Here is a 17,038-nt window from a genome sequence, read left to right as displayed (position 1 = left end):
ATGTTCGATTCGCTGCTACTCAAAACATTTGTCGCTGTGGTCGACGAGGAAGGCTTCAGCCGTGCAGCGCAAAAGCTGCACCTGACTCAGTCTGCGGTCAGCGGCCATGTGCGGCGATTGGAAGAACAGATTGGTAAGCCGCTGTTGACGCGTACCACTCGCTCCCAACAGCTGACGCCCGATGGCGAGCGCTTGCTCTCTTATGCACGCACGATCCTTGTGCTGAACCGTGATGCCTGGGCAGAACTGACGCGCACACCATTTCACGGGCGGCTGCGGATCGGAGTATCCGAGGATTTTGTCGAATCTCGTCTACTGCGCGCTTTTCAGGAATTCGCGGCGCAGTACCCAGGGATGGAGATCGATGTGCAGGTGAGCATTCCCGGTACGTTGCTGGCGCAGATGAAGCAAGGGCATCTGGAATTGGTCATCGGTTCTCTGTGCGAAACCAGCGAAGCGGGGAAATTGCTGTGGCAAGAGCCGCTGGTGTGGGCCTGGTCGGCGCAACCCGTCACCCGGTTACCGACGCCGTTGCCGCTGGCCCTGTTCCCCGAGCCGTGCCCTTATCGCGAGGTTGCGTTGAAGCGACTGGCTCAGGCGGGGATCGCCCAACGCACGGCGATGTTATGCAGCAGCACGGCTGGGTTGCGGGCGGCGGCGCTTGCAGGCTTCGCGGTTGCGCCCATGACACTCAGTCAGTTGGGGCAAGGGTTGGTGGTTCTTGGGGCTGAACACGGGTTACCGGAGTTGCCGGATGCAGAGTTTCGGCTGTTTACTTCGCCTGACGCGGATCAGGCGATGGTGGCGGCGGTTACTCGGCTCATCGTGGAGTATTGCTCCACGCGCAGGGTTTAACGGTCATTTCAAAGGCCAGATATTGAATGCGCTTGGTCGACAACCTTCATTGGTTGCGGACGGTCAGACTTCACTTGGGAAGCACTGAGCGAACACCCGACTCGTACCTCGTCGAGGTTTTCAGCCTGATTTCTACAGCCTAGTGTTACTGGCGGATTGATCCCCTGACGTTCGCACTAGCGACGATAGTAGCGGTCATCGTCCTCGTAGCGGTGCCGCATGGCCCGATCCTGGTGACGCTCCCAATAACGATGGCGTTCGGCTTCTTCCCGGCGGGCTTGCTCTCTACGCCACTTTTCTCTACGCCAGTCGTCTCGGCGCCAATCGTCTCTGCGATCATGCCAACGGTCGTCATGCCAGTATCGGTCATCATGGGCAAGCAACGACCCTGGCTGCTTGCCGGCCATACTGGCCACGGTCGGCCAAGGGCTGCCGCCAGCCTGAACCGGAGCCTGAACGGCCGCCACTTCAGTTGCGAAAACAGGGGTTGAGGTCTTCATCTGTGTTGCTGATGCCGAGCCCACTGCCGCGAACGCGAACAGGCCGAAGAGCACCATCCGTAGGTCATGGAGTTTCATGAGCGAAGACAACCTCTGAATTGACATGTTGATGTGTAGCCATCTGGCTGCGGGAAGCCTGCGGGTTAGCGCTTACCGAGCGAATGTGCCTGTCCACATAGACCTGTAAACAAGGAAAAGTTCTAGAGCGCCGCTGTTTAAATAGCCAACGACCTCAGTGTTCGGCCCCTTTGAGATTTGCCTGTGCCCACCTTCGTAATCAGTACTGAGCGTATCCATTACAATTTTTTGAGTGTATTGGTTGTTTGGTTTTACGATGGACCACAAGATTTCTCTGGTCTGAGGCTCAAATGCATATCGCTATCCTTACCTTTGAAGGCTTCAACGAACTTGATTCGCTCATCTCGTTCGGCATCCTCAACCGGGTTCAACAGCCTGGTTGGCGAGTGTCTATCGCCAGCCCCACAGACAAGGTGCTGTCGATGAACGGCCTGATGATCGAGGCACAGGTGTCGTTGGAGGACGCATGCGGTGCGGACGCCGTGCTGGTGGGCAGTGGGAGAATGACTCGGGATGTCGTCGCGAATGCCGTTCTGATGTCTCGCCTGAAGCTTGATCCTGCGCGCCAGCTCCTGGGCGCCCAGTGCTCGGGCACGCTCATACTTGCAAAACTGGGCCTGCTGGACGACGTTCCGGCCTGCACGGATCTGATCACCAAACCATGGGTTGAAGAGGCCGGTGTGGCGGTACTCAATCAACCGTTCGTGGCCAAGGGCAATGTCGCAACGGCTGGCGGGTGCTTGTCGTCGCAGTATCTTGCCGCTTGGTTCATCTCACGTCTTGCAGGTGTGGAGGCCGCACGCAGTGCACTTCATTATGTTGCCCCAGTGGGGGAGAAGGAGATTTACATAACACGTGCCATGGCGAATATTTCGCAGTTTCTTTAAGACGAGCAATGGTCGCTAATGGCGATAGCAACCAGTCGTTCGTCGCCGTAGGTTTTTTCTCATAACCCCTGCCGGGCCTGCGCGGATTAACTACCGGGATAGCGAAAGTCACCCTCCCTCTATTGAAGAGTGGCATGAACCCTTTCTCGTTACTGCTCAAGCATCAAGCTACGCCAAGTGATCATCGGCTTTTCTACAGGTGCGACTTCCGGTTGCAACTGCTCCTGTGTCTGCCTGTTGTGCGCTGGTGGCTCCTCTGGTTCAGGCGCTGGAGTCTGATACTTGGCGGCATGCACGTTATCTACTGACATTTTTCGTAGTGCGTTTATTTGATTGTTACGGTGACTTTGCCCCTTGATCTGCCCTGCTCGACGTACCGCAACGCCTCTGCAGTCGATTCAAAAGGGAAGGAACGATCGATGACCGGTTTGATGACGCCAGCCTCGATAAGCGAGGTGATTTTTTGCAGTTGTATCCCGTTGGCACGCATAAACAAAAATACATAGCTCACCCCATGTTTGCGGGCTTTTCTGCGAATACCGCTGCTCAGCAGACGCATGACTTGCCCCAGCACCCAGGACAAGCCTTGCTCTTGGGCAAATTGCGCGGTCGGCGGCCCCGAAAGGGAAATGAGTTGTCCGCCAGGCTTGAGAACCTTGATCGATTTCTCCAGTACATCGGCGCCGAGGCTGTTCAACACCACGTCGAAATCGCGCAACTCGTTTGCAAAATCCTGCTGTTTGTAATCGATGACCACATCCGCCCCGAGCGCTTTCACCCATTCGACATTCGCCGTGCTGGTGGTGGTCGCAACGAAGGCGCCGAGGTGTTTGGCGAGCTGGATGGCGAGTGTGCCGACACCGCCGGATCCGGCATGAATCAACACCTTCTGGCCTTTTTTCACCTGGGCGGTCTCAACCAGCGCCTGCCAGGCCGTCAAGACGGCTAAGGGGATGGAAGCCGCTTCGGCCATGTCGAGATTCGAGGGTTTCAGCGCAAGCGCGTTTTCGTTCACGGCGATCAGTTCAGCAAACGTCCCGATCCGTGCCTCGGGAGGACGTGCATAGACTTCGTCTCCTGGCTTGAATCGTTTCACCGCCGAACCCGTGCGAACGACCACTCCGGCCAGGTCATTGCCCAATATCAATGGAAATGTATAGGGCAGGATCAGTTTGAATTCCCCCGTTTTGATCTTCGAGTCCAACGGGTTCACGCTCGTTGCATGCACCTGGATCAGAACGTCATGCACACCGACCGCAGGGTCGGGCACTTCGCCAATCATTCCGTTCTGCTTGCCGTAGCGGTCGATAAAAAATGCCTTCATGTTGCAGCTGCTCTTGTCGGTGGAATGAGAATGGGGCGCGGCCCCGACAACGTTGATGCGATTAGCTGTGCAGGCTGTCAGGAGTCGAGGAACGCCAAAGCCCTGGCCACGAAATCGGTATGGTGCTGGAAAATGCTGCCGTGCCCGGCGTCCGGGTAAATGATGAGTTGCGCGTTGGGGATTCGCTTTGCCAGATCAATCGAGTTCACGGTAGGCACCATGATGTCGTTATCCCCGTTGGCTATCAGGGTCAGCATCGACAGGCGACTGAGATCTTGCGGCGCTTGCTTGCCCCACGCAGTAATGGCTTTGAACTGCCGTAAAAATGCGCCGGGTGTCGGGCCTTTGCCCCGGTTTTTCTGGCGTTCTTTCAAGCGTTGCAAATACTCGGACGCGGCACGTTGGCCGTTGGCCGTGGTAGTAAAGAACAGGTAGAACTTGGGGTCTCGCAGCGTCAGCAAACCTTTGATCATCAATGGCCAGGTCACCGAACCGACGCTGTCGATACCTGTGCCACCGGCCGGTCCGGTTCCGGTGAGGATCAATCTGCGCACTCGTTCGGGTGCTTTCAGGGCGATGTCTTGAGCGACGAAGCCGCCGAGTGAAAAGCCAAGCAGGTCAACCTTGTCAAAACCCAGCGCACGAATCAGGCCGATTGCATCGTCAGCCATCTCACCGACGGTCAATGGCGCGGCGCCGCCCGAGCCACCGATACCGCGGTAATCAGTCGTGATGACACGCCGGTTTTTTGCCAGGCTGTCGATGATCCTGGGGTCAAAGTTATCCAACACTGCCCCCCAATGGTTGAACATGACCAGCGGTACACCCGTCCTGGGTCCTAGGTCACGATAGGCGAAAGGTATCCCGCCAATCAGAACCGACTGGTTCGCCGCGCTGATAAATGACGACTGCGAACCCGGGTGATTGCTTGTCGCTATAAGGGTCATGTTTAGTCCGTCCGATTGCGGGGCGAGGCCGAGCTGCTCGACATGGGTCAGACTTGAGTCAAATAGCGTTGCGCCACGGCCGACTGCCTGATCTGCGACAAAAGACCCTGACGCGCGGTTTGCAGGGCATCCCAGCGCTCGCCTTCATGCAACGGAGGAATGGTCACCGGTTCGCGACGGTCGAAGCCAACCAGTGCGGCATCGACCAGATCACCCACTTCCATGATTTCGCTCAAGGTGTTGATGTCGATACCGGCGCGATCCCAAATCTCCGTGCGGGTGGCGGCGGGCAGTACGGCTTGCACATAAACACCCAGAGGCGAAAGTTCCAGGCTTAGGCCTTGGGAAAGAAATAGCACAAACGCCTTGGTCGCCCCATAGACCGACATGCCGAACTCAGGCGCCAGACCCACCACCGAACCGATGTTGATGATCGCGCCTTCACCTGCTTTGGCCAGGCGTGGCGCGATGGCGCTGGCGAGCCGCACCAGCGCGGTGGTGTTGAGGGCCACCAGTTGCGCAACGCTGTCGGTGCTTTGCTCGATGAAGTTGCCGGACTGCGCGGCGCCGGCATTGTTGACGAGGATGCCGATACGCGCGTCATCCCGCAGGCGCGCTTCGACGGTGTGCAGGTCGCTGAGTTGAGTCAGGTCCGCCTGAAGCACTTCAACGGCGACGTTGTGTGCGCCACGCAACTTTGTGGCGAGCGTTTCCAGGCGCGAGTGGTCGCGGGCGACCAACACCAGATCATGCCCGCGTTGGGCGAAACGCTCGGCGTAAACCGCGCCGATGCCAGTGGAAGCGCCAGTGATGAGAACGGTAGGGCGAGTAGTCATGATGTCAGCTCTTTGTCAGGAACATGGATTGGGATTGATGCACGAATAAAACCAGGCTCGATGAGCCAATGCCTAGTTCGCGGCAACGCTTGATTCGGCAAGCGTCGGGTAGTCGATGTATCCCGCCGCACCGCCGCCGTAGAGCGTGGAGGGGTCGAAGGCGGACAACGGCGCACCGGTCTTGAGTCGCTCCACCAGATCAGGGTTGCCGATAAAAGGGCGGCCAAAGGCGATCAGGTCGGCCTTGTCATGCGTAAGGCGTGCCGTGGCCAGGTCCAGGTCATAGCCGTTGTTGGCGATGTAAGTGTTCTTGAAGCGCTGGCGCAAGGCGTCGAAATCAAAGGGCGCCACGTCGCGTGGCCCACCGGTCGCGCCTTCGACGACGTGCAGATAAACGATGTCCAGAGCATTGAGTTGGTCGACGATGTAATCGAACTGAGCCTGTGGATCGCTGCTCGATACACCATTGGCCGGCGAGACAGGCGAAAGGCGAATGCCCGTGCGATCAGCACCAATCTCGGCGGTCACCGCGGCCGTCACTTCCAACAGCAGCCGCGCACGGTTTGCGATCGAGCCGCCGTAGGCATCAGTACGCAGGTTGGCGCCGTCCTTGATGAACTGATCCAGCAAATAGCCGTTTGCACCGTGGATCTCCACGCCGTCGAAGCCTGCCGCAATGGCGTTTGCCGCCGCTTGGCGGAAGTCGTTGACGATGCCCGGCAGTTCGTCAGCCTCCAGCGCTCGCGGCTCGGAAACGTCCTCGAAGCGATTGTTGACGAACACCTTGGTCGCGGGACGAAGCGCGGAAGGGGCTACCGGCGCCGCGCCTTGTTGTTGCAGATCCACGTGGGAAACACGGCCCACATGCCACAGCTGCAGGAAAATTCTCCCGCCCTTGGCGTGCACGGCATCGGTCACCTTGCGCCATCCCTCTATCTGCGGCTGCGTGTAAATGCCCGGGGTATCCTGATAGCCCTGTCCCTGCTGCGAGATCTGCGAGGCTTCGGAAATGAGCAAGCCCGCGCTGGCCCGCTGGCTGTAATAGGCAGCAGCAAACTCACTCGGCACAAAGCCTTTGCCTGCGCGATTGCGCGTCAGTGGAGCGAGAACCGCGCGGTTCGACAGCGTCAGGGCGCCAAGCGTGTAGGGGGTAAACAGATTCAGGTCGCTCATGGGTGTTTGTTCCGTGCCTGTTGGTAAATGGTCATATCGCTTGCGATTAGGATGATGATCGAAATCTAAGCTGTCAACGATTTTGATTATGATCGGCATCTATGTATCATTGGCCGATGAATTTCAGCGGTAGAGAGGTATCGAACATGCGAGTGTCCAAGGCCCAGGCTCTGGCGAATCGGGAGCACATCGTCGAAACGGCCTCAGTCGTGTTTCGCGAGCGCGGTTTTGACGGTGTCGGCGTGGCCGACCTGATGGGCGCCGCCGGTTTCACCCATGGCGGTTTCTACAAACATTTCGGTTCGAAGGCTGACCTGATGGCCGAAGCCTCGGCCAACAGTCTTGCGCAGTCACTGGTCGGCGCCGAAGCGTTGAGCGTGAAGGATTTCATCGATGTGTATGTGTCCAGGGATCATCGCGACGGGCGCGCCACGGGTTGCACCATGGCGGCGTTGTGCGGTGACGCGGCGCGTCAGTCGGGCGATTTGAAGTCGGCATTCGCTGAAGGCATCGAGCGCACGTTGCAAACGTTCAGCAAAAAATACCCGACCGGGCCGGATGCGGCACCGGGTGAGGCGAGGGTGAAAATGATCGACCTGCTGGCGCGCGCGGTCGGTGCGATCATGTTATCGCGCGCCTGTCCTGACGACTCGGCGTTGGCCGATGAAATTCTGGCGGTGTGTCACGCGCAAATGACCGCATCATTATCTATTCAATCGTAGATTCAGTCGTAAAGGGGATAGGTGGATGTCGCACAAAGCGTGCTGACTCGCTCTCATTTCGTCGTTGGATGACACGTACGAACGTCCGCTATTGGCTGTGCAGCCAGTCGTTCGTCGCCGTAGGTTTTCTCTTGTAACCCCTGCCGGGCGTACGCGGATCAACTACCGGGATAGCGAAAAGAACCCTCTATTAAAGGCAGATTTCAGGCGTTGCAGCCAAGCTATCGAGAAAGGCGCCAATCTGCCGGGAACCGCGCAAGTGCACCACAGGAATGTGTGGGCCGATGGTCATGCGCACCGCCTCGATTCCTGGACGGTAGCCACGATCAAAATTCCACACGAAGTTCAGAAACGTCAGGAACGCCCGGTCGAGCTTCTCTGTACAGCCGGCCGCAAGGTCAGGGCGAGGGCGGTTCATGACGCTGCGCCTGATCACCCGGGTGAAACAGGTGAGCCGCGAAGTGTCGAGCCAGATGATCAGGTCGGTGCGGGGCAGGCGAAGGTCGAAGGTTCGCCGCGCATAGTTGCCTTCACAAATCCAGGCATCGGGTGTGAGCGCTTTGTGGACCCGTGCGCGGAACTGCTCGGCGTCGGGTTCGACCCAGCCGGGTTCCCAGAACAGCGTGTCGAGGTGCACCACGGGCAGGTTCAGGCGCTTGCCGAGGGCGCGGGCGAGGGTAGATTTGCCGCTACCGGCATTGCCCAGAATGACAATCCGTTGCATGGGGAGACTTCCTGTCGCGAAAAAAGCCGGTAATTGTGCAGGTTCTGGATCGCCAGTAAAAGACTGATGGGTGGGTTGACCGCACCACGGGACTATTCTGGCTATTCCTGCTACCGCGCCCATTGACTCTCCCGTTACGGGCACACCCTATGCTGAAAGTTCCACTTTCAGGATGTAGTGATGATGAGCAAACGAGTACTGGTGATCCTGGGACACCCCTCAACCGACAGTTTCTGTGGTGCGTTGACCGAGCGTTATGTCGAGGCAGCAAGAAGTGCCGGGCATGATGTGCGTTTGTTACGACTGGATGCACTGAACTTCGATCCGGTGTTGCACGATGGCTACAAACACACTCAGCAACTGGAACCCGATCTGCTCAAGGCCCAGGCCGATATCACTTGGGCTGAGCACCTGGCATTTGTCTATCCGATTTGGTGGGGGGGCATTCCGGCCTTGATGAAAGGCTTTTTCGACCGGATACTCTTGCCCGGTTTTGCCTTCAAGTATCGCGAAGGTAAAGCCTTTCCCGACAAGCTTTTAAAGGGGCGGACGGCTCACCTGCTGGTTACGATGGATACTCCACCGTGGTACTTCAAATGGGTTTATCGCATGCCTGGCCTGCACCAGATGCGCAAGACCACGCTGGAGTTCTGTGGCATCAAACCGTTGAAGACTCTGACGTTTGGGCCGCTTCTCGGTTCCAGACCCAACCAGCGGGAAGCCTGGCTCAAGCAAGCCCAGGATATCGCCAGCCACTGATACACACGGTATGCAGCATCGCCTTGCAACAGGCGATGTCAGCTTCATCCTTTCCAGTGCTCTGCCATTTGACACCCTCGGGTTCCCGACTCCGTATAGCTATGTAAAGATGCGGCGCACCACTGCGCGCGCCCATTCTTGTGCGATAAAAAGGACTTTTCATGTATATCGGCAAAGCAGCCCGGTTGTCGGGCACGACAGTTAAAACCATTCGCCACTATGAAGACATTGGCTTGCTGCCGCCGCCCCAACGCGAAGGCAAGTATCGGGTTTATAGCCAGCAAAGCGTTGAACTGCTGACGTTCATCAAATGCGCTCAGCAATTGGGCTTCAAACTCAAGGAAATGCAGGCGATCCTCCAGGATCACCGGGGCCAGGAGCTGCCCTGGGATTTGGCGAATAAGGCGATCACCGACAAAAAACTGGAGCTGATGACCCAGATTCAAGGGTTGCAGAAGGTCTATGCGGGGCTGGTGGAATTTGAAACCAGCCTCCAGGACCCCCAGTATCATTGCCAGTTTGAACATCTCGCCAAAACCGCTTGAGCGAACTTGTTACATCGCGGCCCGGATGTGGCCAGTAAAAGGCGGCTTCGACGAGCGACGTCTATTGAGCGATTTCGATGCGGTCGCTTCAGGCTGTCCGGTTCAGCACCAGCAAACGTACCGCCAGCGCCGTCATTACGACAGCGAAGCCATAAGCACCCAAGCGGCTGGAGATTTTGCTTCCACGCAGACGCCCATGTAGTTGCCCGGCACAGACGCTGAGCAGGGAATGAAAGATCAAAGCGATCAGCGCAAGCAACACACCTAACACCATCAGTTGCGCAGTGACGCTGCTGGTTCCAAGGGTGACGAATTGCGGCAGGAATACCATGAAGAACAACAGCGCCTTGGGATTCAACAGGCTGTTGAGGGTCGCCCGGATGAAGATCTTGCGCCGCGATGCCAATGCAGGTTGAGCATCAGCCTCCGTTGGTGGGGTACTCAATGCCTTCCACGCCAGCCACATCAGATAGCAAGCCCCGGCCCACCGCAGCAAATCAAATGCCGGCGCCCAACTCATCACCAATGCACCGAGCCCCGCGCTGACCATGGCGGTCATCAGCACGTCGGCCAGGGTTATTCCCAATGCGGCGGCGAAACCGGCACGCCAGCCATGGGCAACGGCATGGCTGGTGACGATGGCCATGTTCGGGCCAGGCACGATTAGCAACAGCAGGGCGGCGACTGTGAACAGGTAAAGGTTGGTGGCGTCCGGCATAGCGCAAACTTCCCTGGATGAGAAACAAGGCTAACCGTTGTCATTGGGTTGAAGCAGATACAGTGGGGATGGATTTGATAGCAACAGTCAGGTGTGGGGCGCCCGGTTGGCTTGAACCGCAAGCGGGTGTATCGAGCGCCCTGTGCTACATCAGTATCGTCAGTCGGTTTTAGTGCTCGCTAAAAAGTACGCAACCAAAGCGTTGGCATGGCCATGGCCCATGCCGTGTTCAGTTTTGAGCAAGGCCACCATCTCCATATGCTTCTTGCCGTTGACTGTCTTGAGCAGGTTCAACCAGTGGGTGATTGGCTGCCCATACTTTTTTTCAATAGAGGGAAAATACGACGCTGGTCCTTTTACTTTTGAATCGTCAGTCATGACGCAAACTCCTTTTTTGCTTGAGAACTATCGGGAGACGTTACCCAGAGAGAACCACGACTACGATTACGGTAAATCCTGCGTCTTTCCGGATTCGACAGCAGTATAGAAAGTCATTCGATGAAGGCCCATCAGCCGGTCCAGGTGTGTGGCGCTAAAGCCACGTATTCATCACCCGCCGATCCAGTTCTTCCCAGTCCGCCATGCCCAGCACCCGCGTGGTGTTCAACCCGCGCAAATAACCGCGCAACTGGTTGGCGGTGTCCCGCGCAAGTTCCGGGTCGGGCGCGTGTTCGGCCAACAATACGGTTTCGTACTGGATCAGGTATTCGGCCACCCGGTCGCGGAAATCGGGCAAAACGGCATCGCGGATCAGGTCAAAAGTTCTCAAGGATAGGTCCTCATCATTTTTTTCAGTGGTGATTCAGAGTGTGTACCCATCTTCACGGCGCGCAACTATTGCTAGAGGTAATAGTGACCATTACGAAACGCAAGTTCTGCTTTGTTGGCAATAGGCGGAAAATCACCTCCATCGAACACGCACCGTGACGCAGTCCCGCTGCTTGATGAACCGAAGCTTTTATTTTCTGGATAAGACCGATGCGCTTTTTATTTGTACCTGCCATGGCGTTTGGCTCTTTGTTGCTCGCCGGTTGCGCCTCCGCGCCGAACGACCCGACCCTGACCTTGCAGACCAGCAAGACCCCTGCCCAATACGCCGATTGCGTCGTACCGAAATTGCAGGGCAGTGCGTTGAACCCGACCGTCTCGCAAACCCAGCGCAGCTACCGGATCGTGGTGCCGAGCAAAGTCTCCGCCGACAACGTGCTGGAAGCCTACAAGGCGGGGAATGGCGGCAAGGTGTTCATCTACGAGCGGCACTTGCTGGCTTCGAACCTGCTGCCTTCAAGTTTTGAACGCGCCGCACAGGATTGCATCTGACCCCGGCCCGTAACGCTTTCTACAGAGCTCCTTTGGTTGGCCGCAACCAACCAATTTTTTACCCCGCAGCCCATTTGGTTGCGGGGCTTTTTTTTGTTCTTCACAAAATCCCGGGGACAGAAACAAGAACGGCGAAATACTAGCTCCCGCAAATTCGACGTCGTTTAGCTGAACTGGATATGGGGTAAGCGCAAAACCTGTAGGAGCCGGCTTGCTGGCGATGGTCGTTAACGATAACGCGTAAGAGCTGGTTAAACGCGGGGTACTTGAGTCCATCGCCAGCAAGCCGGCTCCTACAGGGGAACGCGTACACCATCAAACAACGAGGTCGAGCGTTAGCTCGCCTCGCGGCCTGAATCTTGAGACGTTTCCGGGACTTTTATTGACCCTTCATTCACTCGTCTGAATCGAAAGGCCAAACCGACGCTCCTGATTTGCCCCTGGTTGCCGAGATGTCTGTTCAATCACGAAGCCACAGCGTTCGAGTACTTTTGCCGAGCCGATATTGTCGACGTAAACGTTGGCAACCAGTTGATTGAGCTTCCAGTGCAACTGCGCTTGCTCGATCAAATGCCTCACCGCCCGCGTTGCCAGTCCTTTTGCGCAAGCACTTTGTGCAATCCGATAGCCGACTTCTGCCGACCGGGCGGACGTGTCGATGTCTTTCAGGTTCGCTCGGCCCACTATTTTTTCGTCAGCGTCTACGATGACAAATGGGTGCCAGGTGCCGGCGGCATAATCAGATAAATAGGCTGCAATGTGCTCGGTGACACCCTGCACCGTATAAAAAGCGGCACCGCGCGCGTCAATGTGGCGCTCGAACCACTCGCGATTGTCCCTTTCAAACGTCAGCAACGCCTCAGCATCAGTGTTTTGCAGGGTACGAATTGTGACGGGCTCCATTGGGACGCTCCTTTTCCTGATGGATCTATTTGGATAAGGGGGCAGAGGCACACTTATCAGTCGTTGGCCGAGTTGGCGCCCATACAGAATGACCTGTTGAGGAAGCCACTCACAATTCGAAAAAACCTATTGAATAAAAACTCTATAAACGGGAAGCTCACTGGCGCATTGCTATTAACCAGTAAGTGAGTATCGCCAGTTTCTGGCTCAGGGAGCGCTGATGAGTTTTCGTCCTTTGACCGACTTCCCGCGGCAATCGAACGATTGCGACGTTGTCGCCTCTCAGCTTAAAGGGAATTCGGATACTGTCGACATGGCATGCGCTGGTAACGAGGATACGATCGAGCACTTGCTGGACTCAGCGCGCAACTGGGCGCACACCACCGCCTGGGTCGTTTACCGTGCCGGTGAACAGATGCATTTGGTCGGGCAGGGCGACCCACAGGCGCAGTGGCCGTCAAGTGTTGCGAATGAACAGTTCGATACCTTTTGCCAGGCCCGGCACTTGCACCGCTGGCCGACCGGCAGCGGGGAAAGTGTACTGGGTTGGCTACTTGCGCCAGTCGCCGAGGCCGCGGAACCGGCGCTCGCCGGGTTTGCCCAGCGCCTGGGCATTCAGGTGCAGACCAATACCCTGGCCCGTGCGCAGATTACTCAGCGTGTGCTGTATGAAATTACCTACCTGGCCAGTTCGACCCGTGACCGTTCAGTGTTCCTGGTGGGGGTTCACCAGTTGCTGGCGAGCCTGATCGACGCCGAGAACTTCTATCTCGCGCTGTATGACCCGCACAGCGGCAAGATCGACTACCCGTATTACGTCGACATCATTGACGTTGATGCCGTGGAGTCCTCGCACTACGAATACCTTGACCCTTCGCATCTTTCGTTGACCGGCCAGGTATTGACCACTGGCCAGCCGTTGCTGATCGACGCCGCCGGCATCCTCGCGGCTCAGGCCGAAGACCGTTTTTACTGCGTGGGTGATCGTCCCGAATTCTGGATGGGCGCACCGTTGAAAAATGCCTCGGATGAGGTGTTTGGCATGCTTGCCATGCAGGTCTACGACGTTTCTCGTACCTACAGCGCCGAGGACCGCGCGCTGTTTCTGGTGGTGGCCCGCCACGTGGCCATGGCGCTGGCCGGATTCTGCACCGCGAGGATCTGGAAGCGACGGTGATGCGTCGCACCCTGGAGCTTTCAGCGCTCAATGACGCCTTGAGGCAGGAAGTGGCAGAGCGCGAGCGCGCCGAACATCTGCAGAGCGCGCTGTTCCAGATCGCTGAACTCTCCAGCCAGCCTGGCGACATGGCCGAGTTGTTTGAAACCTTGCATGGCATCGTCGGTGATCTGCTGTTCGCGCGGAACTTCTATATTGCGCTGTTCGACGACGCGACCAGTGAAGTGACCTTTCCGTATTTTGTCGATGAGCGACAGACCACTTGCCCGGTAGCCCGGCGAGGGCGCCGGGGCTTGACCGAATACGTTATCCGTCAGCGTCGACCTTGCCTGATTGACGTCGACGAGGCTGAGCGATTGTCAGTGCACGGCGAAATTGAACTGGCCGAGGAGTATGTCCGATCCCACTCCTGGCTGGGCATTCCATTGTTCGATGGCGATGTGGTGCGTGGCGTGCTCGCGGTGCAAAGCTATACCTCGCAAGTGCGCTATACCCTGCGCGACCAGGAACTGCTGACGTTCGTGTCCCGGCACATCGATACAGCGTTGTCGCGCCGTACGGCCGCCGAAGCGATCCATGCTGCCAACCTCAAGCTGGAAGCCCGTGTTCAGAACCGCACCCGCGAGCTCGATCACGCCAATGCCAAGTTGCAACACGAAAACTCCCACGATGCGCTGACCGGGCTACCGAATCGTACCTACCTGCAACAGCGCCTCAATCTGGCTTGGTCGCAGTTCGGCAGCGAAGGCGGGCACCTGGCGGTGATGTTCATCGACCTCGACCGTTTCAAGATGGTTAACGACAGCCTCGGCCACCATTTTGGCGACTTGCTGTTGATGCAGGCCGCCCACCGTTTGCGTGGTTGTCTGCGCGACAGCGACATGCTTGCGCGCCTGGGGGGCGATGAGTTTTCCGTGCTGGCTCCGGAGGCGCCGCTGGACGTGGTGATCGATATCGCCGAACGGATTCTGGTGGCGTTTGACCTGCCGTTCTTGATCAATGGCTATGAAGTGTTTTCGTCCTGCAGTATCGGAATTGTCAGCGCCGACAGTCAGTTCCATCAGGAACCCGCCGACTTGCTGCGCGATGCCGATGCGGCGATGTACCGGGTCAAGAGTGCCGGGCGCGACAGCTACGCGGTGTTCAATCAGGAAGTGCGCCGTGAGGTCTCGGACCAGGTTGAGCGGGAAGGGGCCTTGCGCAACGCGCTCAAACGTACCGACGAACTGTTGCCGTATTTCCAGCCGATTGTCAGCGTCGAAAGCGGCGAACTGTTGGCCCTTGAAGCACTGATCCGCTGGCATCAGCCGGGCGGCCGGGTGATCGCGCCGGGCGAGTTTCTGCCGGATGTCGAGGGTCTGCGCCTGATTGGTCGACTGGACCTGTACATGCTGACCAGCATCGCCGCGATCCTTGCACAACCCGAACACGCCAACTGGCCTCCGGTGCACGTCAATTGCTCCAGCTACAGCATGACGCGCCCGGACTTCGCCAATGATGTGCTTGCACTGTTGGCGCGATACGGGGTCGAGCCCTCGCGGATCTGCCTGGAGTTGACCGAAGGTGCACTGGTGGCGGAGCCGGCGATTGCCCGACTGACCATGCAGCAATTGGCCGACAACGGCATGTCGGTGGTGCTCGATGACTTCGGTGCCGGGTTTTCATCCCTGAGCTACGTGCATCAGTACCGCTTCAGCGGCTTGAAGATCGACAAATCGTTCATCCTCGAACTGACCGCCAGCCCTCGCAGTCGCGCGATCGTCCGGGCGATTGTGCGGATGGCCGAATCGCTGGACCTCAGCGTTGTGGCCGAAGGTGTCGAGGATGAAGCGACGCTGGTCTTGCTACGCGAAATGGGCGCAGGGCAGGCTCAGGGTTATTATTTTGCGAAGCCGATGGGGTTAGAGGCGTTGTTGGCGAGTTCGTTGATGAGTCGTTAGGGGGTCGATTTGTGCATTTCGGTGGTGCTTGAGATAAATGGATCAGCCCTCAGAGGGCGTGATTGAATCTTGAGCGGATTCAGCTGCCAGTTTCAATCGGTCAGCTTTACTGATGTATTTAGACTTGTTTTGCGGTGCCAATTTGGCGCTGGCCTTCTTGGCGTGTGCCTTTAATAGCTGCTTTATTTTTTTCTGACGATTCATGTATTACTACTCGGCATTGTGAATGCTTGAATGATGGCAGAGGTTTGCGCACGAAGCCTAGGGGTGAGACAGGGGCTTGCACCGCAATCAAACCCAATCTGATGGTTTGCGGACGATCACATTTGCGCGAAGCAGGCATACAAAACCTGCGACAGCGGCGGTGTCGCGAGGTCAATCGCAAGGGCGCGTTATTTGATCTGCACGATGACCGGACCTTCCGTTACGATCGGCGGGGACGCGTGGATATTTGATGCATTTTTCTTGATCCACTCGCTTGCGACTTTCAAGCTCGCATCGCTGCCGGCCTTGTCCGTGCAAACCGTCACCGACGTACCACCATCACCCGTATTCAGCAGCGTGTAGCTTACGAGGCCTGGTACTGTCCGCAAGGTAGCTTCAACGTCGGTTCTGCGCTCTTCCAAACGCTCGAAAAGCTGCTTTGCTCCAGTACCCAAGTAGGTTCTTATCACCGCATACATAGTCGTCTCCTTTGGGAGCACCGTTTTGATGTCTATCCAGATCCGCTGATGGCCGCTATCTCTCAGGTTTCAAATCACCCCGATTAATTAAGCTTAGCCACACGCCGGCGACTGGCGAAATGCAACGACCACCGGCCGCTTCTGGCCGATTGCTGCGCCGCGGTCAGGATATTTCCGTGAAACTCAATCGAGTCAATTGGCAGGTGCCCATGATCACAGGGCGCTGGCATCGTTTTCGTGTTCGTCTGCAAATGCCATGAGCACCTCCAGATCGAGCACATCCAATTTTATCTGGGCAATAAAAGCGGAGAAGGCCAGGTTGGCGGCGAGTAGACGTAAATCGCAGGCCCAGGCCGGTAGATGGATGGGGCCCTGGAGCCAGCCAGATTCAAATAGAGGAGCCAGGCGTACGGTATCGGCCAGACTGAGGCGTCCGGCAAACAAATGCCCCACCAGTTCCGGTCGATTGTCGCGGATCGCGATGCGCAATAGGGTATGGACGCCCAGCAAACCTGTCAGGTAGGCGGCATCCTTGGTAAACGCCGAGCCTCCACGCAGGTCGGCGCCACGGAAGACCCGCTGGGTTGAGCGGAAGGACTCCTCTTGTGACTGGCCTGCGGCGAGAAACCCCTCGAATACCTGTATGAAATCGGCACCGTCCAGCGCCTGCTGGACCGCAAGCACGCGCAGGGCCAGGCGGCGCAGGCGGTTGATGTCCATGCTGCCAGTGAACAGTTCTGCCAGGGTGGCAATGCCTTCCTGAGTTTGGGTCGTGCGTGGAGCCCCCAAACCCAGACTTTTGAGGTTGGGCTGGAGCGCGCCATTTTGTGCGGTAGCAACATGCACGAACGCCTCATGCTGCAATAACTGATTCTTGTCCAGCTCAGAGAACAGGGCACCGGTACGCAGGCGTATGCGGCTTGCCCCGGCGATGGCCTTGGCAGCCA

The 17,038-nt window shown here is 57.4% G+C and carries 19 protein-coding genes and 1 pseudogene (1 of these 20 cut by a window edge); 7 read left to right on the top strand and 13 right to left on the bottom strand.

Features of this window, described 5'->3' with window-relative positions; translation table 11 throughout:
- Positions 1-855, top strand: coding sequence for a LysR substrate-binding domain-containing protein (locus ACYZUC_RS07985; protein WP_461994880.1), 855 nt, complete (start codon positions 1-3; stop codon positions 853-855).
- A 176-nt stretch (positions 856-1,031) separates the two neighbouring features.
- Here ACYZUC_RS07985 and ACYZUC_RS07980 read toward each other — a convergent pair whose 3' ends face one another.
- A complete protein-coding gene (locus ACYZUC_RS07980) occupies positions 1,032-1,433 on the bottom strand; it encodes a hypothetical protein (protein ID WP_461994878.1) in 402 nt (133 codons plus the stop codon).
- A 290-nt stretch (positions 1,434-1,723) separates the two neighbouring features.
- Here ACYZUC_RS07980 and ACYZUC_RS07975 point away from each other — a divergent pair, with 290 nt between their 5' ends.
- Positions 1,724-2,320: a DJ-1/PfpI family protein gene (locus ACYZUC_RS07975; RefSeq protein WP_461994876.1), complete on the top strand. Its 597-nt coding sequence runs from the start codon at positions 1,724-1,726 to the stop codon at positions 2,318-2,320.
- A gap of 325 nt (positions 2,321-2,645) precedes the next feature.
- On the opposite strand, the gene ACYZUC_RS07970 is transcribed toward ACYZUC_RS07975, so the two are convergent.
- From ACYZUC_RS07970 to ACYZUC_RS07955, 4 genes are all read right to left on the bottom strand, one after another.
- A complete protein-coding gene (locus ACYZUC_RS07970) occupies positions 2,646-3,644 on the bottom strand; it encodes an NADP-dependent oxidoreductase (protein ID WP_461994874.1) in 999 nt (332 codons plus the stop codon).
- 77 nt (positions 3,645-3,721) lie between these two features.
- Positions 3,722-4,591, bottom strand: coding sequence for an alpha/beta fold hydrolase (locus ACYZUC_RS07965; protein WP_461994872.1), 870 nt, complete (start codon positions 4,589-4,591; stop codon positions 3,722-3,724).
- Positions 4,592-4,638: 47 nt separating this feature from the next.
- Positions 4,639-5,427, bottom strand: coding sequence for an SDR family NAD(P)-dependent oxidoreductase (locus tag ACYZUC_RS07960; RefSeq protein WP_461994870.1), 789 nt, complete (start codon positions 5,425-5,427; stop codon positions 4,639-4,641).
- Positions 5,428-5,499: 72 nt separating this feature from the next.
- A complete protein-coding gene (locus ACYZUC_RS07955) occupies positions 5,500-6,600 on the bottom strand; it encodes an alkene reductase (RefSeq protein ID WP_461996682.1) in 1,101 nt (366 codons plus the stop codon).
- Positions 6,601-6,746: 146 nt separating this feature from the next.
- Between ACYZUC_RS07955 and ACYZUC_RS07950 the strand changes: the two genes are divergently transcribed.
- Positions 6,747-7,322: a TetR/AcrR family transcriptional regulator gene (locus tag ACYZUC_RS07950; protein ID WP_461994868.1), complete on the top strand. Its 576-nt coding sequence runs from the start codon at positions 6,747-6,749 to the stop codon at positions 7,320-7,322.
- Between the two features lie 190 nt (positions 7,323-7,512).
- Here the strand turns inward: ACYZUC_RS07950 and ACYZUC_RS07945 are convergent, their stop codons facing one another.
- Positions 7,513-8,046: a P-loop NTPase family protein gene (locus ACYZUC_RS07945; RefSeq protein ID WP_461994866.1), complete on the bottom strand. Its 534-nt coding sequence runs from the start codon at positions 8,044-8,046 to the stop codon at positions 7,513-7,515.
- 180 nt (positions 8,047-8,226) lie between these two features.
- Between ACYZUC_RS07945 and ACYZUC_RS07940 the strand changes: the two genes are divergently transcribed.
- Both ACYZUC_RS07940 and ACYZUC_RS07935 read left to right on the top strand, forming a co-directional pair.
- Complete coding sequence (locus tag ACYZUC_RS07940; RefSeq protein WP_461994864.1) at positions 8,227-8,805, top strand: NAD(P)H-dependent oxidoreductase; 579 nt, start codon at positions 8,227-8,229, stop codon at positions 8,803-8,805.
- Positions 8,806-8,966: 161 nt separating this feature from the next.
- The gene (locus tag ACYZUC_RS07935; RefSeq protein ID WP_461994862.1) at positions 8,967-9,350 is read left to right on the top strand and encodes a MerR family transcriptional regulator; all 384 of its coding nucleotides are present in this window, start codon (positions 8,967-8,969) and stop codon (positions 9,348-9,350) included.
- An 88-nt stretch (positions 9,351-9,438) separates the two neighbouring features.
- On the opposite strand, the gene ACYZUC_RS07930 is transcribed toward ACYZUC_RS07935, so the two are convergent.
- From ACYZUC_RS07930 to ACYZUC_RS07920, 3 genes are all read right to left on the bottom strand, one after another.
- Complete coding sequence (locus tag ACYZUC_RS07930; RefSeq protein ID WP_461994860.1) at positions 9,439-10,068, bottom strand: LysE family translocator; 630 nt, start codon at positions 10,066-10,068, stop codon at positions 9,439-9,441.
- A 159-nt stretch (positions 10,069-10,227) separates the two neighbouring features.
- Positions 10,228-10,446, bottom strand: a complete 219-nt coding sequence (locus ACYZUC_RS07925; protein WP_461994858.1) for a DUF4287 domain-containing protein — start codon at positions 10,444-10,446, stop codon at positions 10,228-10,230.
- Positions 10,447-10,600: 154 nt separating this feature from the next.
- Complete coding sequence (locus ACYZUC_RS07920) at positions 10,601-10,837, bottom strand: hypothetical protein (RefSeq protein WP_461994857.1); 237 nt, start codon at positions 10,835-10,837, stop codon at positions 10,601-10,603.
- A 209-nt stretch (positions 10,838-11,046) separates the two neighbouring features.
- On the opposite strand from ACYZUC_RS07920, the gene ACYZUC_RS07915 reads away from it, so the two are divergent.
- A complete protein-coding gene (locus ACYZUC_RS07915; protein WP_461994855.1) occupies positions 11,047-11,388 on the top strand; it encodes a hypothetical protein in 342 nt (113 codons plus the stop codon).
- Between the two features lie 390 nt (positions 11,389-11,778).
- Here ACYZUC_RS07915 and ACYZUC_RS07910 read toward each other — a convergent pair whose 3' ends face one another.
- The gene (locus ACYZUC_RS07910; protein ID WP_461994853.1) at positions 11,779-12,291 is read right to left on the bottom strand and encodes a GNAT family N-acetyltransferase; all 513 of its coding nucleotides are present in this window, start codon (positions 12,289-12,291) and stop codon (positions 11,779-11,781) included.
- A 220-nt stretch (positions 12,292-12,511) separates the two neighbouring features.
- On the opposite strand from ACYZUC_RS07910, the pseudogene ACYZUC_RS07905 reads away from it, so the two are divergent.
- Positions 12,512-15,408: pseudogene (locus tag ACYZUC_RS07905) on the top strand (sensor domain-containing phosphodiesterase).
- 42 nt (positions 15,409-15,450) lie between these two features.
- On the opposite strand, the gene ACYZUC_RS07900 reads toward ACYZUC_RS07905, so the two are convergent.
- From ACYZUC_RS07900 to ACYZUC_RS07890, 3 genes are all read right to left on the bottom strand, one after another.
- Positions 15,451-15,612 (bottom strand): DUF2986 domain-containing protein, encoded by a 162-nt coding sequence (locus ACYZUC_RS07900; protein WP_008035506.1) that lies wholly within the window; start codon positions 15,610-15,612, stop codon positions 15,451-15,453.
- Between the two features lie 188 nt (positions 15,613-15,800).
- Positions 15,801-16,091 (bottom strand): hypothetical protein, encoded by a 291-nt coding sequence (locus ACYZUC_RS07895; RefSeq protein WP_461994851.1) that lies wholly within the window; start codon positions 16,089-16,091, stop codon positions 15,801-15,803.
- Between the two features lie 213 nt (positions 16,092-16,304).
- Positions 16,305-17,038, bottom strand: the 3' portion of a protein-coding gene (locus tag ACYZUC_RS07890) for a flavohemoglobin expression-modulating QEGLA motif protein (RefSeq protein ID WP_461994849.1). 544 nt of this gene lie beyond the right edge of the window; only the last 734 of its 1,278 coding nucleotides appear in the window; its start codon lies off the right edge, out of view — the gene reads right to left on this strand; its stop codon occupies positions 16,305-16,307.

This window comes from Pseudomonas sp. GT1P32 (assembly GCF_054897805.1).
Note: the sequence above shows the minus strand (reverse complement) of the source record. Positions and strands in the feature narration are given on the sequence as shown.

What these genes read in the sequence shown, in the direction of transcription:
- ACYZUC_RS07985 (WP_461994880.1), top strand. Translation starts at nt 1, where the DNA reads ATGTTCGATTCGCTGCTACTCAAAACATTTGTCGCTGTGGTCGACGAG.
- ACYZUC_RS07980 (WP_461994878.1), bottom strand. Translation starts at nt 1,433, where the DNA reads ATGAAACTCCATGACCTACGGATGGTGCTCTTCGGCCTGTTCGCGTTC.
- ACYZUC_RS07975 (WP_461994876.1), top strand. Translation starts at nt 1,724, where the DNA reads ATGCATATCGCTATCCTTACCTTTGAAGGCTTCAACGAACTTGATTCG.
- ACYZUC_RS07970 (WP_461994874.1), bottom strand. Translation starts at nt 3,644, where the DNA reads ATGAAGGCATTTTTTATCGACCGCTACGGCAAGCAGAACGGAATGATT.
- ACYZUC_RS07965 (WP_461994872.1), bottom strand. Translation starts at nt 4,591, where the DNA reads ATGACCCTTATAGCGACAAGCAATCACCCGGGTTCGCAGTCGTCATTT.
- ACYZUC_RS07960 (WP_461994870.1), bottom strand. Translation starts at nt 5,427, where the DNA reads ATGACTACTCGCCCTACCGTTCTCATCACTGGCGCTTCCACTGGCATC.
- ACYZUC_RS07955 (WP_461996682.1), bottom strand. Translation starts at nt 6,600, where the DNA reads ATGAGCGACCTGAATCTGTTTACCCCCTACACGCTTGGCGCCCTGACG.
- ACYZUC_RS07950 (WP_461994868.1), top strand. Translation starts at nt 6,747, where the DNA reads ATGCGAGTGTCCAAGGCCCAGGCTCTGGCGAATCGGGAGCACATCGTC.
- ACYZUC_RS07945 (WP_461994866.1), bottom strand. Translation starts at nt 8,046, where the DNA reads ATGCAACGGATTGTCATTCTGGGCAATGCCGGTAGCGGCAAATCTACC.
- ACYZUC_RS07940 (WP_461994864.1), top strand. Translation starts at nt 8,227, where the DNA reads ATGATGAGCAAACGAGTACTGGTGATCCTGGGACACCCCTCAACCGAC.
- ACYZUC_RS07935 (WP_461994862.1), top strand. Translation starts at nt 8,967, where the DNA reads ATGTATATCGGCAAAGCAGCCCGGTTGTCGGGCACGACAGTTAAAACC.
- ACYZUC_RS07930 (WP_461994860.1), bottom strand. Translation starts at nt 10,068, where the DNA reads ATGCCGGACGCCACCAACCTTTACCTGTTCACAGTCGCCGCCCTGCTG.
- ACYZUC_RS07925 (WP_461994858.1), bottom strand. Translation starts at nt 10,446, where the DNA reads ATGACTGACGATTCAAAAGTAAAAGGACCAGCGTCGTATTTTCCCTCT.
- ACYZUC_RS07915 (WP_461994855.1), top strand. Translation starts at nt 11,047, where the DNA reads ATGCGCTTTTTATTTGTACCTGCCATGGCGTTTGGCTCTTTGTTGCTC.
- ACYZUC_RS07910 (WP_461994853.1), bottom strand. Translation starts at nt 12,291, where the DNA reads ATGGAGCCCGTCACAATTCGTACCCTGCAAAACACTGATGCTGAGGCG.
- ACYZUC_RS07900 (WP_008035506.1), bottom strand. Translation starts at nt 15,612, where the DNA reads ATGAATCGTCAGAAAAAAATAAAGCAGCTATTAAAGGCACACGCCAAG.
- ACYZUC_RS07895 (WP_461994851.1), bottom strand. Translation starts at nt 16,091, where the DNA reads ATGTATGCGGTGATAAGAACCTACTTGGGTACTGGAGCAAAGCAGCTT.